Source organism: Frigoribacterium sp. VKM Ac-2530 (genome assembly GCF_015350835.1).
In the GTDB taxonomy this organism is placed as follows: Bacteria; Actinomycetota; Actinomycetes; order Actinomycetales; family Microbacteriaceae; genus Frigoribacterium.
This window is the reverse complement of sequence record NZ_JADKSE010000002.1, coordinates 1,058,282-1,072,758: the sequence shown is the minus strand read 5'-3', so window position 1 is coordinate 1,072,758 and position 14,477 is coordinate 1,058,282. Positions and strand designations below refer to the sequence as shown.

The window sequence follows — 14,477 nt, the reverse complement described above, 5'->3', positions numbered from 1 at the left end:
CCGTCGCAGCCCGCACCGCGCCTCCTCGTTTCCCTCGTCTCTCCGTCCCCCACCACCCCGCTGGAGCCCCCGCACATGACCGACGCCCCCGAGACCACCACCCCCTCCGACGACGCGGCCGCCGTGGCCGCCGCCGCGGCCGAGGCGGCTCGCGAGGCCTCCGAGCAGAAGCAGGTGCGGCTCGAGAAGCGTGCCCGGCTGCTCGAGACCGGGCGCGACGCGTACCCGGTCGGGGTCCCGCTGACCGACACGATCCCCGCCGTGCGGGCGCGTCACGCCGAGCTCGAGGCGGGCGCCGAGACCGGCGAGGTGGTCGGCCTCGCCGGCCGCGTCGTGCACGCGCGCAACACCGGCAAGCTCTGCTTCGCGGCGCTGCAGGCTGGCGACGGCTCGCGCATCCAGGCGATGGTGTCGCTCGCCGAGGTGGGCGACGAGTCGCTCGCCGAGTGGAAGGACCTCGTCGACCTCGGCGACCACGTCTTCGTCAAGGGGCAGGTCATCTCGTCGCGGCGCGGCGAGCTGTCGATCATGGTGAGCGAGTGGGCGATCGCCTCGAAGGCGATCCTGCCCCTGCCGAACCTGCACGGCGAGCTCAGCGAAGAGACCCGCGTGCGTCAGCGCTACCTCGACCTGATCGTCCGCGACCAGGCCCGCGCCACGGTGCGCGCCCGCGCCGCCGCGGTCTCGTCGCTGCGCCGCACCTTCGACCAGCACGAGTACCTCGAGGTCGAGACCCCGATGCTCCAGACGATGCACGGCGGCGCGGCGGCGCGTCCGTTCCGGACGCACAGCAACGCGTTCGACACCGAGCTGTTCCTCCGCATCGCGCCCGAGCTGTTCCTCAAGCGCGCCGTCGTCGGCGGCATCGACCGCGTCTTCGAGATCAACCGCAACTTCCGCAACGAGGGCGCCGACTCGACGCACTCGCCCGAGTTCGCGATGGTCGAGGCGTACCAGGCCTACGGCGACTACGAGCAGATGGCCCGCCTCACGCAGCAGCTCGTGCAGGAGGCGGCGTTCGCCGTCGCGGGGACCCACCTCGTCACGCTCGCCGACGGCACCGAGTACGACCTCGGCGGCGAGTGGGCCCGCGTGCCCATGTACGAGTCGCTCAGCGAGGCCGCGGGCGTCGAGGTGACGCCGCTGACGACCGTGTCCGAGCTGCAGCGCCTCGCCGCGACCGTCGACCTGGTCGTGCCGCACGAGACGCACGGCAAGCTCGTCGAGGAACTGTGGGAGCACTTCGTCAAGCCCTCGCTCGACCGCCCCACCTTCGTCGTCGACTTCCCGGTGGACACGAGCCCCCTCGTCCGCCAGCACCGCTCGAAGCCCGGCGTCGTCGAGAAGTGGGACCTCTACGTGCGCGGCTTCGAGCTCGCCACGGCGTACTCCGAGCTCGTCGACCCGGTCGTCCAGCGCGAGCGCTTCGTCGAGCAGGCCGCCCTCTCGGCCCGCGGCGACGCCGAGGCCATGCGCCTCGACGAGGACTTCCTCCGCGCCCTCGAGCACGGCATGCCGCCGAGCGGCGGCATGGGCATGGGCATCGACCGCCTCCTCATGGCGATCACCGGGCTCGGCATCCGCGAGACGATCCTCTTCCCGCTGGTCAAGTAGGGGCGCGGGGCGGCAGCCTCGATCGGGCTTTGCTTCTCCGCGTCTGTATCAGTACATTGGTACGAACCTGATGCAACGAGGAGGCGCTTGATGATCTGGATCTACCTGCTCCTGGTGGCCTCGCTGGTCACCGTGGCCGTCGACGCCGCGTCGCCGGGGCGGAACGGCAAGCAGCTCGCCAAGGTCGCGGCCCGCATGTCGCTCCCGCTGACGCCGCAGGTCGAGCCGCTCGTGCGCGCCCGGCTGCGTCGCCGCGCGTGGGGCGTCGGCCTCGGCGGCGGCCTCGCCCTCGTCGTTGTCCTGGCCGTGGGTCTCGCCGTGCCCGAGCTGCAGGGCTCGCCGGTCGCCCCGGCCGTCGTGTTCGTCTCGGGGTTCGCCGGCATGGGCGTCGGTGCGGCGTCGGCTGCAGCGGTGGCCGTGCCCCGTCCCGCGACCGACGCGGTCCGCGTCGCGCGTGCGGCGCCTCCTCGGGTCTCGGACTACGTCGGTCCGTCCGAGCGCATCGGCCCGCGGTTGGTGACGGGGCTGGCGCTCGCCGCGTTCGTCGTCTGCGGCATCGTCGCGGTCACGGGGCTCGGCGGTGCCTTCGCGCCGCTGTCGCCGGGCGAGTGGGCGACCAGCGTCGCCGGCGTGAGCGTGCTCGTCGCGGTCGTCGGCCTGGTGCTGACGGAGGTGGCGATGGCACGTCTCGTCGACCGGGGGCAGCCCGCGATGTCCGAGCTCGACCTCGCCTGGGACGATGCGCTCCGGTCGATGGCGCTGCGCGACCTGGTCACGGCACCCGTCGTCCTCGGCTTCGTGGGCGTCGTCGGATCGATGATCGTGCTGGGCGACGCGGCGAGCGGGGGCGGGCCGGGCTCCCTCGGCAACGTCGTCGTCGGCGTCCTCGGACTCAGCTTCATCGTGCCCCTCGCCCTGGCGATCGGGCTCGCGGTCTGGGCCACGACGACGAGGCCGCACCTGCACTGGTGGCGGACCCTGTGGGAGCCGTACCGTCCGGCGACGGCCGGCGCCGCTGCGGCCCCCGGGGCGGAGCGTCGCGCGTGATCGTCATCGACCAGCGCTCTCCCGTGCCGCCGTTCGAGCAGCTCCGGCAGCAGCTGCTGACCGCGGTCGGCTCAGGCGAGCTCGTGCCCGGTGCACGCCTGCCGACGGTGCGACGCTTCGCGGAGGACCTGGGCATCGCTCCCGGAACGGTGGCCCGCACCTACCGTGAGCTCGAACAGACCGGCGTGCTCGAGACGCGGGGTCGGCACGGCACGTTCGTCACGGCGAACGGCCCCGAGGCCGAGGCGCGGTCCGCGGCGGCCGAGTTCGTGGCGCGCCTGCGTCGGCTCGGAGTCGACGCGGCGACGGCTCGTGGTCTGGTCGACTCGGCCTTCGAGGGGACCGCCTGACGGCGAGGTCGCCCGACGCGGCCCCCTGGCGGCCGGGGCCTCCTGCAGGAGGCGCCCCGCGCCTCCTGCGCACCGGTCGCCCGGCGAGGTGGTTCGGCCTCGACGCATCCTCAGGCGCGGGCCGCGGGTCTGGCTTATCCTCGACGCATGCCAGAGACCTTCTTGGGAGCCGCGATCTTCGCCGTGACGCCGACGATCGTGGTGGGCCTGATCTTCTGGTTCGTGGTGCGCTCGCTGCTGCGGGCCGACCGGACCGAGCGGTCCGCCTACGCGAAGATCGAGGCGGAGGAGCGCGAGCGGGCCGAGGCCCTCGAGCGCGGCGAGGCCGGCGCGACCCGCGCCTCCTGAGCCTCGCTCCGCACGTTCCGCCTGCGGCTCACCTGCACGCCCGTCGACCCTGTCGGCGGGCGTTCGCTGTACCCCGGGAATGCCGCTGCCAGGGCGTCGGAGGCGTCCGTGTACCCCGTCTGCTGCCCCCGGCTCAGGCGAACGGCACGCACTGTACCCCGCAGGCCCGATTCGCGTCATACACCCGGAGGCCCCGCACGTCAAAGCCTGGTCTCCCCCGTCCCCCGAATGGCTCGAAACCCTGTACGCACGCACAGAACTGCCTTGCGAAGGGCCTCAGCGACTTCTCCCGAGACCCCGCCCCGCGCCAGACTTGTGACAACGCCGAAGAGCTTCACGAACTATTCGACATGACAGCAGTCAGACCTCGAGCAGGGAGAGAACGATGACGATCACATCCGTCACCACGCGCAACACCACCACAGACACCACCGATGAGCCCGAGGTCGAGGTCCTGTCCCAGGTCCGCGGTGCATCCACCGACCAGGTCGGCGACTACCTGCGTCACATCGGCCGCATGCCGCTGCTCGACGCCGCAGAAGAGACCGAGATCGCGCGTCGCATCGAGGTCGGCCTGTTCGCCGGCGAGAAGCTCAAGGAGCTCCAGGCCGCCGACGCCGTCAAGAAGAACCGCACCAAGGCGCACGCCGAGATGATGCGTGACCTCCGCTGGCTGCAGCACGACGGTGAGCGTGCCAAGGACCGCATGATCACGGCGAACCTCCGCCTGGTCGTCAGCATCGCGAAGCGCTACACGCAGCGCGGCCTCCCCTTCATGGACGTCATCCAGGAGGGCAACCTCGGCCTCGTCCGTGCAGTCGAGAAGTTCGACTACACGCAGGGCTACAAGTTCTCGACGTACGCCACCTGGTGGATCCGCCAGGCGATCGCTCGCGGCCTCGCCGACAAGGCGCGTGCCATCCGCATCCCCGTCCACACGGTCGAGCGCATCAACCGCATCTCGCGTGCCGAGCGCGACCTCACCGTCGACCTGGGCCGTGCGCCCACCGTCGAGGAGGTGGCCGAGGAGGTCGCCATGGAGGTCGCCGACCTGGTCGAGCTCAAGTCGCGCTCGCACGAGCCCGTCTCGATCCACACTGTCGTCGGCGACGCCGAGGACAGCGAGCTCGGCGACTTCATCGAGGACGAGGAGACCCCCTCGCCCACGGCCGCGACCGAGAACTCGCTGCTGAACCGCGACATGCACGCCCTCGTGGCGACGCTCCCCGAGGACGAGGCCCGCGTCATCCGCATGCGCTTCGGCCTGGACGACGACCAGCCCATGACCCTCGACGAGATCTCGAAGCGCGTGCACAGCTCGCGCCAGGCCGTCTCGCGCGTCGAGAGCCGTGCCCGCCTCCGCATGTTCGCGAAGGCCGTCAGCCAGGACCTGCAGCTCTACCTGCAGTAGGCCGGTCCGACCTGCAGTGCCTGAGGGCCGCCTCCCCGCTCACCCGGGGAGGCGGCCCTCGGTCGTCCCCACCCCTCGCTCTGTCGTCCCCGCTGTTCGCAGCACACGGTCGAGAGGCCTCGAATCGACGTCACCAGCTAGCCCGAGGTCGATTCGAGGCCTCTCAACAGTCGAGGAGGCGGCGGAACCGCGCGATCATCCGCTCGCTCGCGGCCCCGTGGAGATCGTCCTCGGTCACTCGGGCCATCCGCCAGCCTGCGTCGGCGAAGCGTTCCCGGCGGCTGATGTCGCTCCGGTACCTGCGTGCATCGGTCCTGTGTTCGTCACCCTCGTACTCAGCGCACGCCTTGACCAGCGGCCACCTCAGGTCGGGCTTGCCCAGGTACAGGTGGTCGTCGTCGTAGGTCCGGACGTTCACCTCCGGCTCCGGCAGCCCCGCCCTCCCGAGGAGCAGCCGCAGCTCGGTCTCCTTCGGTGACTCGACATCCGCACGGACGAGCGGCAGCGCACGTCGGAGGGCCGACGTACCGCGCGTGCGCTCTGAGCACTCGACTGCGGACACGAGGGCGCTGATCGGCACCTCCCGTGCGTCCGCGTACGGGGACCACCGTCCGGCCAGGGCATCAGCCACCGCGACGATCTCGTCCTCCGTCAGCCACGGCGCCGCCTGTCTCCACGCCGTGACGGGATCGACGACCTGCAGGCCGGCCACGACGAGGACCCCTGCGCGGCGAGAAGGGCCGCCCCAGCGGTGGCCGACCACCTCTGGCCTCCGCGGACCGTGTCCGCGGTGACTCGCGACGTGCAACGGGGTGTCGTGTCGCTGGGCCCAGAGCGGGAGGGGAAGGCCCCACACGGCCAGGGCCGTGAGATGCGAGAAGCACCAGGCAGGCCTCATCAGGGGTCCGAAGGCGCGCGCGCGATCGACCACCGTCGTCTGGGGCAGGTGCGCAGGGACGCGCACGCCGTGGTGAGGAGCCGCGAGATCCAGGCTGCGGAGGCGCCCCTCGCCCACGTCGGCCCTGCGTGCGTCTGCGACGACGAAGGCGCGGGAACGGAACGAGAAGGGGAGAGGGGCGAGGGGCACGTCCTCATGCTGGCGAGCGCGGAATGGTCCCGGGGGCGTCTCCAGTCCCCGCGGTGGGTCGCACGGCAGCTCGCTCGTGGGGGAGGGACGACGCCCGAGGTGGTCGAGAGGCCCCGAATCGACGTGTTCGACGCGCGCGAGATCGATTCGAGGCCTCTCGTTCTCGGGCGAAAGGGTGGGAGAGGGGACGGGGCGAGGAGGGGTGGTGGGGGAGGCGCGGCGGCGGTACCGTGGGCGCGGACGAGCGAGCGCACACCAGCGCACGCCGCAGGAGCTGCACGAGAGGGGTGATGAGCATGGTCGACGTCATCGCGCACGCGAACCCCCCTCACACCCGGGTCGCCGTCTAGACGCTGCGCCTCGCGCGCGCCGATGAGCGGCCCCCTCCTCAGGAGAACCGCTTGTCCTCTCACCCCGACGACTCCGTCGTCACACCGTCCACGACGCTGCCGACGCCACCGACGGCCTCACCGTCACCGTCACCCACTCCGCACCCGTCCCCGTTCCCCGACGACTTCGTCGTCCCCGCCTTCAGCACCGCCGAGCCCGACGACGGTCAGCGGTGGTCGACCTGGCCGGCGGCCACGCCGACCGAGCGCGGCCCTCGTCCGTGGCCGGGCTGGCTCGTCACCTCGGCCGCCGCCGTCGACACCGAGCTCGGCGTCGTCAAGTCGGGCAAGGAGGCGGACCTCTTCCTCGTCGACCGCACCGTGCCCGACGACGTCGAGCTCGGCCCCCTCGACGGCGGCCGAAGCGTGCTGCTCGCCGCCAAGCGCTACCGCGGCCCGGAGCAGAGCGACTTCCACCGCTCCTCCCAGTACCGAGAAGGCCGTCGCACCCGCAACACGCGCGACGGCCGCGCCATGGCGCGCGGCTCCTCCCACGGCCGCCGGGTGCAGGCGGGCCTCTGGGCCGCCGCGGAGTTCGACGCCCTCGGACGGATGCACGCACTCGGCCTGCCGGTGCCGTACCCGGTGCAGATCTCGGGCACGGAGGTGCTGATGGAGTTCATCGGCGACGGCACGGCCGCCGCGCCCCGCCTGGCGCAGACGCGGGCCGACGGCGCCGACCTGTGGCCGTTGTTCGAGCAGGTCGCCGAGATCGTCCTGGTCCTGGCCCGTGCCGGCTTCGCCCACGGCGACCTCAGCGCCTACAACCTGCTGGTGCACGAGGGACGCGTCGTCGTCATCGACGTGCCGCAGCTCGTCGACGTGGCGAGCAACCCGCAGGGCGCCGAGCTGCTCGAGCGCGACTGTCGCAACGTCTGCGAGTGGTTCGGTCGTCGCGGCTTCGAGCGCTCGCACGACCACCTCTTCGCCGAGGCCCTGGGGGAGGTCTTCGGCTAGGCGGCGGCGGTGAACCGTCGCGAAGTGCTGCGGCAGCCCTGCCGGGCGACACTTCCTGACGGTTCACCGGAACCGGGACCGCAGGAGGCGCGGGTCGAGCCTCAAGGAGGCGCGGGTCAGCTGGTCGGCGTGGGCGAGAGCACCTCGGTCGCCTCGGCGCCGGCCGCCCCGCGGCGGTGCGCCGTGCGCGCCTTGAACTTGGCGCGGACGTCGCTCGGCACGAGCTCGAGCAGCTGGTCCTCGCGCAGGGGCAGGTCGAGCAGGCTGAGCTTGAGGCGCCCCTTGGTGGCGTGCCGCCCGGCGTCGAGTCGGATCACCTGGCCGGCCTCGGGCCGCAGCGACATCGACACGACGCAGCCGTCGCTCACGTCGGCGACGACGCGGCCGTCGACCTCGAGGGCCGCCGAGTGCGTGCCGCTGCCGATCTGGAACCGCAGCTGCTCGAGCGGGCCGAGCACCACCGAGCGGTCGATGCCCGACATCGGCGCGACGGGCGTGATCAGCGTCGCCGCGACGGCGGGCGACAGGATCGGCCCGCCCGCGGCGTAGTTGTAGGCGGTCGAGCCGGCGCTCGTCGCGACGACGACGGCGTCCGCCTTGTAGTAGCCGTAGGGCGTGCCGTCGAGCACGAGGTCGGCCGTGACCACGCCCTCGCCGGGGCGGCGCGCCATCGAGACGTCGTTGAACGCGAGGAACCGGTTCTCGGTGCCCGACGCGGTGTGCACGACCTCGACGGCGTGGTGCGGCTCGAGCGAGAAGTCCTCGGCGGCGAGCCGCTCGAGGGCGGCGGGCAGCTCGTGCGGCTCGACCTCGACGAGGAACCCCACGTTGCCGTAGTTGACGCCGAGCACGGGCACGGGCCGGTCGGCGACCAGCCGCATGGCGCCGAGCATCGTGCCGTCGCCGCCGAGGGCCACGACGACGTCGACCGTGTCGCGGAACTCCTGCTCGTCGATCAGCTCGACGCCGCCCTGCATGCGCGACTCGTCGGCGGCCTGCGCGACGAGGCGGACGTGGCCGCCGGCGAGCTCGCCGCGCTGCTTCCACCCGCAGAGGATGTCGACGGAGTCGCGGACCGACTTGGTGGGGTGCGGCACGAGGCCGACGACGAGGTTGCCCATGAGGCGAGGCTAGACCGCGCCCCTGTCGCCCGGCTGACGCCGCCGACCCGGCCTGCGCCTCCTGCGCCCGACGCGGTCGACCCGGCCCGCGCCTCCCGCGCCCGAGCCCGTCGACCCGGCCCGCGCCTCCCCGGCTGTCCCCCTGGTTCACAGGGTGTCACGCCCCCAGCGAACAGGGATGACCTGCGGGGGAGGCGCTGGTTACGCTCTCCCTAGACCGGCGCCGAATGAGGGTGCCGACCGCGTACTGGTGGCGACGACCACCCCGCCACCGAGGGAGTCAAGAGATGTTCGAGAGATTCACCGACCGTGCCCGTCGCGTCGTCGTCCTCGCCCAAGAAGAGGCGAAGATGCTGAACCACAACTACATCGGCACCGAGCACATCCTGCTCGGGCTGATCCACGAGGGCGAGGGCGTCGCCGCCAAGGCCCTCGAGTCCCTGGGCATCTCGCTCGACGCCGTGCGCGAGCAGGTCCAGGACATCATCGGCCAGGGCCAGCAGCAGCCCACGGGCCACATCCCCTTCACGCCCCGCGCGAAGAAGGTCCTCGAGCTGAGCCTCCGCGAGGCGCTGCAGCTCGGCCACAACTACATCGGCACCGAGCACATCCTGCTCGGCCTGATCCGCGAGGGCGAGGGCGTCGCCGCCCAGGTCCTCGTGAAGCTCGGCGCCGACCTCAACCGCGTCCGTCAGCAGGTCATCCAGCTCCTCTCGGGTTACCAGGGCAAGGAGGCGGTGGCCGTCGGAGGCGAGCAGCAGCAGAGCGCGCAGGGCGGCAGCCAGGTCCTCGACCAGTTCGGCCGCAACCTCACGCAGGCCGCGCGCGACAACAAGCTCGACCCGGTCATCGGCCGCGAGAAGGAGATGGAGCGGGTCATGCAGATCCTCTCCCGCCGCTCGAAGAACAACCCCGTGCTGATCGGCGAGCCCGGCGTCGGCAAGACCGCCGTCGTCGAGGGCCTCGCACAGGCGATCGTCAAGGGCGAGGTGCCCGAGACGCTGAAGGACAAGCAGCTCTACTCGCTCGACCTCGGCTCGCTCATCGCCGGCAGCCGCTACCGCGGAGACTTCGAGGAGCGCCTGAAGAAGGTCACCAAGGAGATCCGCACCCGCGGCGACATCATCGTCTTCATCGACGAGATCCACACCCTCGTGGGTGCGGGTGCCGCCGAGGGCGCCATCGACGCCGCGTCGATCCTCAAGCCCCTGCTGGCCCGAGGCGAGCTGCAGACGATCGGCGCCACGACGCTCGACGAGTACCGCAAGCACTTCGAGAAGGACGCCGCCCTCGAGCGACGCTTCCAGTCGGTGCAGGTCAACGAGCCGTCGCTGCCCCACACGATCAACATCCTCAAGGGCCTGCGCGACAAGTACGAGGCGTTCCACAAGGTCTCGATCACCGACGGCGCCATCGTGTCGGCGGCGAACCTGGCCGACCGCTACGTCAGCGACCGGTTCCTGCCCGACAAGGCGATCGACCTGATCGACGAGGCCGGCGCACGCCTGCGCCTGTCGATCCTCTCGGCACCGCCCGAGCTGCGCGAGTTCGACGAGCGCATCGCCGGCGTCCGTGCCCAGAAGGAGGGCGCGATCGAGGACCAGGACTTCGAGAAGGCCGCCTCGCTGCGCGACGAGGAGAAGAAGCTGCTCGGCGAGCGTCTGCGTCTCGAGAAGCAGTGGCGCTCGGGCGAGGCCGGAGCCGGCGGAACCGTCGACGAGGGCATCATCGCCGAGGTGCTGGCCCAGGCGACGGGCATCCCCGTCTTCAAGCTCACCGAGGAGGAGACCTCGCGTCTCGTCTTCATGGAGCAGGCCCTGCACCAGCGCGTCATCGGTCAGGAGGAGGCCATCGCGGCCCTGTCCAAGACCATCCGCCGCACGCGCGCCGGCCTCAAGGACCCGAACCGCCCCTCCGGGTCGTTCATCTTCGCCGGCCCCACGGGCGTCGGCAAGACCGAGCTGGCCAAGGCGCTCGCCGAGTTCCTCTTCGACGACGAGGGCGCGCTGATCAGCCTCGACATGTCGGAGTTCGGCGAGAAGCACACCGTCTCGCGGCTCTTCGGTGCCCCTCCCGGGTTCGTCGGCTTCGAGGAGGGCGGCCAGCTCACCGAGAAGGTGCGCCGCAAGCCGTTCTCCGTGGTCCTCTTCGACGAGATCGAGAAGGCCCACCCGGACATCTTCAACTCGCTGCTGCAGGTGCTCGAAGAGGGACGCCTCACCGACGGCCAGGGCCGCGTGGTCGACTTCAAGAACACGGTCATCATCATGACGACCAACCTGGGCTCGAAGGGCATCGCCGGCGGTCCCGTCGGCTTCCAGATCGAGGGCGACACCGCGACCGGCTACGACCGCATGCGCGCCAAGGTCAACGAGGAGCTGAAGAAGCACTTCAAGCCCGAGTTCCTCAACCGCGTGGACGACACCATCGTGTTCCCGCAGCTGTCGAATCCCGAGCTGCTGCAGATCGTCGACCTGTTCATCAAGCGCCTGAGCGACCGTCTGCTCGACCGCGACATGACGGCCATGCTGACGGTGCCCGCCAAGGAGCAGCTCATCAAGATCGGGTTCGACCCGGCCCTGGGTGCTCGCCCGCTGCGTCGTGCGATCCAGCACGAGGTGGAGGACCGCCTGTCCGAGCGCATCCTCACGGGCGACCTGACGGCCGGCGACCACGTGCTGGTCGACTGGGTCGACGGCGAGTTCGTCTTCACGACGACCCGTCAGCCGGGCCGCGACGAGGTGCTCGTGGGCGACGTGCCCGAGATCGAGAGCTAGGCGCGAGCCAGCTCGTCGGGAGCGTCAGCTCCCTGTGATCCGCCGAGAGGGCGGTCCGGCTCCGGCCGGGCCGCCCTCTCGCGTGCGTGGGGCGGTCGAGGAGGAGGCGCGGGCCGGCTCCCCGGGACGGCCAGTCGCGGAAGCCCCCCGGCTGGGTAGGCTCGGGGCATGACCTCCGCGGACCAGCACGGCATCACCGTCCGCGACGCCGTCGTCAGCGACGTGCCGCACATCCAGCGCCTCTGCGAGCCCTTCGTGCAGAAGCGGATCCTGCTCGGCAAGGACCTCGTCACCCTCTACGGCGACGTGCAGGAGTTCCAGATCGCGGTCGGTCCCGACGGGGTGCCCGTCGGCTGCGGGGCGCTGCACGTCATGTGGGACGACCTCGCCGAGATCCGGACGCTCGCCCTCGACCCGGCCTGGATCCGCCGGGGAGTCGGCCACCGCCTCCTCGACTCGCTGGAGGGTGCCGCGCGGCGCCTCGAGATCGGCCGTCTGTTCTGCCTCACCTTCGAGGTCGACTTCTTCGAGAAGCACGACTACTTGAACGTGGGCGACGACGGGCTCGTGCCGCCCGAGGTCTACGCCGAGCTCGTCCGCTCGACCGACGAGGGCGTCGCCGAGTTCCTCGACCTGGCCCGGGTCAAGCCGAACACCCTCGGCAACTCGCGCATGCTCAAGGCGCTGCCGCCGCTCGCGGGCTGACGGCGTCCCGCCCGGCTGCACGCCCGCCTCCTGCGTGCTCGGCGCAAGTTCCCAGGCGCACACGCCGCCAGCGTCCGCCGCGGGGCGGTGGCCAGCACTTAACCTGTGCGCATGTCGACGTTCACGAATCCGACCGGCCCGCAGCCGCCCTCGGTGTACTGGCGTCGCCGAGCCCTCGTGCTGCTCGGCCTGGTGGTCGCGATCGTCGTCGTCGTGCTGATCGTCGTGCGGCCCGGCGCCTCGGGCGACGAGCCTGGTGCCGCGGCCACCAGCACCCCCGCCGCCGACCCGGCTCCCTCGGCGGCAGCGACCGCACCGGCCGCCGACGCGACCCCCGATCCGTCGTCGACGGAGGCCACGGCCGAGGACGGGGCCCGCTGCGCCGCGACCGCCATCGAGCTCGTCCCCGTCGTCGACAAGCAGGTGTTCGCCCCCACCGAGCTGCCGCAGATCTCGATGTCGGTGACCAACACCGGCTCGTCGGACTGCGTGATCAACCTGGGCTCGGGCCAGCAGAAGCTCGTCGTGACCAGCGGCGAGGAGCAGTGGTGGTCGTCCGCCGACTGCCAGGTCGACCCCACCGACCAGGACGTCACCCTCACCGCCGGCCAGACCCTCTCGACCCCGGCCATCGCCTGGGACAGGACACGGTCGACGACCGACACCTGCGACGCGGACTCCCGGCAGGCCGTGCCCGCAGGAGGCGCGACGTACCGCCTGACCGTCAGCGTCGGCGACATCACGTCGGCCGACTCCGCCCCCATGATCCTGAACTGAGCGATGACCGAAGCTGCTTCCCCCCGTTCCGAGGCGCTGGAGCTGGCCCTGGCCAGCCAGGACGTCGCCGCCGTCGCGTTCGCCCTGCGGCACGACGTGGTCGTCGTGCCGAAGCTCGTCGTTCCCCCTGCCGGGGTCGCGGGCGCGGGCGACGGTGAGGGCGACGCTGCGGGCGACGCTGCGGCCCTCGCCGACCGCGACTCGGCCGAGCCCGTCTCCGTCGCCGCCGAGCAGGTGCGCGTCTTCGGTCGCGAGAACACCGACAAGCGCATCCTGCTGCTCTTCTCCTCGGCGGAGGCATACGCCGCGATGGTGCCGGACGACCCCGACCTCGAGGTGATGCTCTACGACTCCGACGCGCTGCGGGCGTTCATGGAGGTGCACCTCGACGTGCTCGAGCAAGTCTTCTTCGACATCGCCGGGCCGCACACCATGGCCGCCGCCCCCGAGGACCTGCTCAAGGCCCTGAAGTAGCAGGCAGCCGGCGCCTAGAAGGCGCCGTCGAGCTCGCGCTCACGGGGCGTGCTGGCCGCGCTGAAGGCCCGGCGCAGCGCCTCGCGCAGGTTGCCCGACTCGGCGTCGACGAGCTGGCTGAAGCCGAGGCGTCGGGCCTCGCTCGCCCGCTGCTTCGGCGACGACACCGGCCGGATCTCGCCGGCGAGGCTGATCTCGCCCACCGCTGCCATGGTGTGCGGGTAGCTGACGTCGCGGCTCGCGCTCGCCAGGGCCAGCGCGATCGCGAGGTCGGCCCCCGGCTCGGTGATCTTGATGCCGCCGACGGTCGACACGTAGACGTCGGCGTCGCCGAGTCGGATGCCGGCCCGCCGCTCGAGCACGGCGAGCAGCATCGCGACCCGGGACGAGTCGACGCCGTTGACGACCCGTCGGGGCTGCGGGGTGCTGCTGGCGACGATCAGCGCCTGGACCTCGACGGGCAGCGCACGCCGCCCCTCCATCGCGATCGTGATGCAGGTGCCGCTGACCGGTGCGCCGTTGCGCGACATGAAGAGCCCGCTGGGGTCGGCGACCTCGGCGATGCCGTCGCCCGTCATCTCGAAGCAGCCGACCTCGTCGGTGGGGCCGAAGCGGTTCTTGTGCGCCCGGATGAACCGGAGCGAGGTCTGCCGGTCGCCCTCGAACTGGCACACGACGTCGACGAGGTGCTCGAGGAGGCGCGGGCCGGCGATCGTGCCGTCCTTCGTCACGTGCCCCACCAGCAGCACCGGCAGGTTCCGGTCTTTGCTGACGCGGATGAGCGTCGACGCGACCTCGCGGACCTGCGACGTGCCGCCCGCGATGCCGTCGATCGATGACGACGAGACCGTCTGCACCGAGTCCACGATGACGAGCTGCGGGTCGACCTGCTCGATCTGCCCGAGGATCACGGCGAGGTCGACCTCTGCAGCGAGGAACAAGTTGTCGTGCATCGCCCCGGTGCGCTGCGCCCGCATGCGGACCTGCTGCGCGCTCTCCTCTGCGGTCACGTAGAGCACACGGGCGCCGGTCGCCGCGGCCCGCGAGGCGACCTCGAGCAGCAGCGTCGACTTGCCGACCCCGGGCTCGCCGCTGAGCAGGATGGCCGCGCCGGGCACGATGCCGCCGCCGAGGACGCGGTCGAACTCGGCGATGCCGCTCGGCCACGAGGCGACGGCCCCGGCCTCGACCTGCGTGATGGGCCGGGCCACCCGGTCGCCGCCGACCGACACGGGGGCGGTGCCCCGGGCGCTCACCAGCGCCGACGTGACGTCGACCACGGTGCCCCACCGCTGGCACTCGCCGCAGCGGCCGGCCCACTTGAGGCTGGTCCAGCCGCACTCGGTGCAGCGGAAGGGCGGGGTGGTGGGGCGAGGCATGCTGCGAGCCTAGGCGGGACGTCCGACAGAGGAGGCGCCTC

The 14,477-nt window shown here is 71.8% G+C and carries 13 protein-coding genes; 10 read left to right on the top strand and 3 right to left on the bottom strand.

Translation table 11 applies throughout. The annotated features are described in order from the left end of the window. Positions 1 to 75: 75 nt before the first annotated feature. The 5 genes from lysS (at position 76) to ITJ48_RS13980 (ending at position 4,770) form a co-directional block, all read left to right on the top strand. Positions 76 to 1,614 carry a lysine--tRNA ligase gene (gene lysS, locus ITJ48_RS14000; RefSeq protein ID WP_194614120.1) on the top strand — a complete coding sequence of 513 codons (1,539 nt, stop codon included), beginning with the start codon at positions 76 to 78 and terminating at the stop codon, positions 1,612 to 1,614. 90 nt (positions 1,615 to 1,704) lie between these two features. Further along, complete coding sequence (locus tag ITJ48_RS13995) at positions 1,705 to 2,661, top strand: hypothetical protein (RefSeq protein ID WP_194614119.1); 957 nt, start codon at positions 1,705 to 1,707, stop codon at positions 2,659 to 2,661. After that, on the top strand, positions 2,658 to 3,011 hold the full coding sequence (locus tag ITJ48_RS13990; protein WP_194614118.1) for a GntR family transcriptional regulator: 354 nt from the start codon (positions 2,658 to 2,660) through the stop codon (positions 3,009 to 3,011). Before ITJ48_RS13995 ends, ITJ48_RS13990 begins: the two co-directional genes overlap by 4 nt. A 147-nt stretch (positions 3,012 to 3,158) precedes the next feature. After that, on the top strand, positions 3,159 to 3,359 hold the full coding sequence (locus ITJ48_RS13985; RefSeq protein WP_123547471.1) for a hypothetical protein: 201 nt from the start codon (positions 3,159 to 3,161) through the stop codon (positions 3,357 to 3,359). A 385-nt stretch (positions 3,360 to 3,744) separates the two neighbouring features. Then, on the top strand, positions 3,745 to 4,770 hold the full coding sequence (locus ITJ48_RS13980) for a sigma-70 family RNA polymerase sigma factor (RefSeq protein ID WP_192040547.1): 1,026 nt from the start codon (positions 3,745 to 3,747) through the stop codon (positions 4,768 to 4,770). Between the two features lie 163 nt (positions 4,771 to 4,933). Here the strand turns inward: ITJ48_RS13980 and ITJ48_RS13975 are convergent, their stop codons facing one another. Continuing rightward, the gene (locus tag ITJ48_RS13975) at positions 4,934 to 5,482 is read right to left on the bottom strand and encodes a hypothetical protein (RefSeq protein WP_194614117.1); all 549 of its coding nucleotides are present in this window, start codon (positions 5,480 to 5,482) and stop codon (positions 4,934 to 4,936) included. 776 nt (positions 5,483 to 6,258) lie between these two features. Between ITJ48_RS13975 and ITJ48_RS13970 the strand changes: the two genes are divergently transcribed. After that, positions 6,259 to 7,203, top strand: coding sequence for a serine protein kinase RIO (locus ITJ48_RS13970; protein WP_228506913.1), 945 nt, complete (start codon positions 6,259 to 6,261; stop codon positions 7,201 to 7,203). A 116-nt stretch (positions 7,204 to 7,319) separates the two neighbouring features. Here the strand turns inward: ITJ48_RS13970 and ITJ48_RS13965 are convergent, their stop codons facing one another. Then, positions 7,320 to 8,324 (bottom strand): NAD(+)/NADH kinase, encoded by a 1,005-nt coding sequence (locus ITJ48_RS13965; protein WP_194614116.1) that lies wholly within the window; start codon positions 8,322 to 8,324, stop codon positions 7,320 to 7,322. 287 nt (positions 8,325 to 8,611) lie between these two features. Between ITJ48_RS13965 and ITJ48_RS13960 the strand changes: the two genes are divergently transcribed. From ITJ48_RS13960 to ITJ48_RS13945, 4 genes are all read left to right on the top strand, one after another. After that, complete coding sequence (locus ITJ48_RS13960) at positions 8,612 to 11,101, top strand: ATP-dependent Clp protease ATP-binding subunit (protein WP_146902288.1); 2,490 nt, start codon at positions 8,612 to 8,614, stop codon at positions 11,099 to 11,101. Between the two features lie 168 nt (positions 11,102 to 11,269). After that, positions 11,270 to 11,806 (top strand): amino-acid N-acetyltransferase, encoded by a 537-nt coding sequence (locus ITJ48_RS13955; protein WP_194614115.1) that lies wholly within the window; start codon positions 11,270 to 11,272, stop codon positions 11,804 to 11,806. 111 nt (positions 11,807 to 11,917) lie between these two features. Next, positions 11,918 to 12,583, top strand: coding sequence for a hypothetical protein (locus ITJ48_RS13950; RefSeq protein WP_194614114.1), 666 nt, complete (start codon positions 11,918 to 11,920; stop codon positions 12,581 to 12,583). 3 nt (positions 12,584 to 12,586) lie between these two features. After that, entirely contained in the window at positions 12,587 to 13,057 is a 471-nt protein-coding gene (locus tag ITJ48_RS13945) for a dehydrogenase (RefSeq protein WP_194614113.1), read from the top strand. Positions 13,058 to 13,071: 14 nt separating this feature from the next. On the opposite strand, the gene radA is transcribed toward ITJ48_RS13945, so the two are convergent. Continuing rightward, complete coding sequence (gene radA, locus ITJ48_RS13940; protein ID WP_194614112.1) at positions 13,072 to 14,436, bottom strand: DNA repair protein RadA; 1,365 nt, start codon at positions 14,434 to 14,436, stop codon at positions 13,072 to 13,074. Positions 14,437 to 14,477 lie beyond the last annotated feature (41 nt).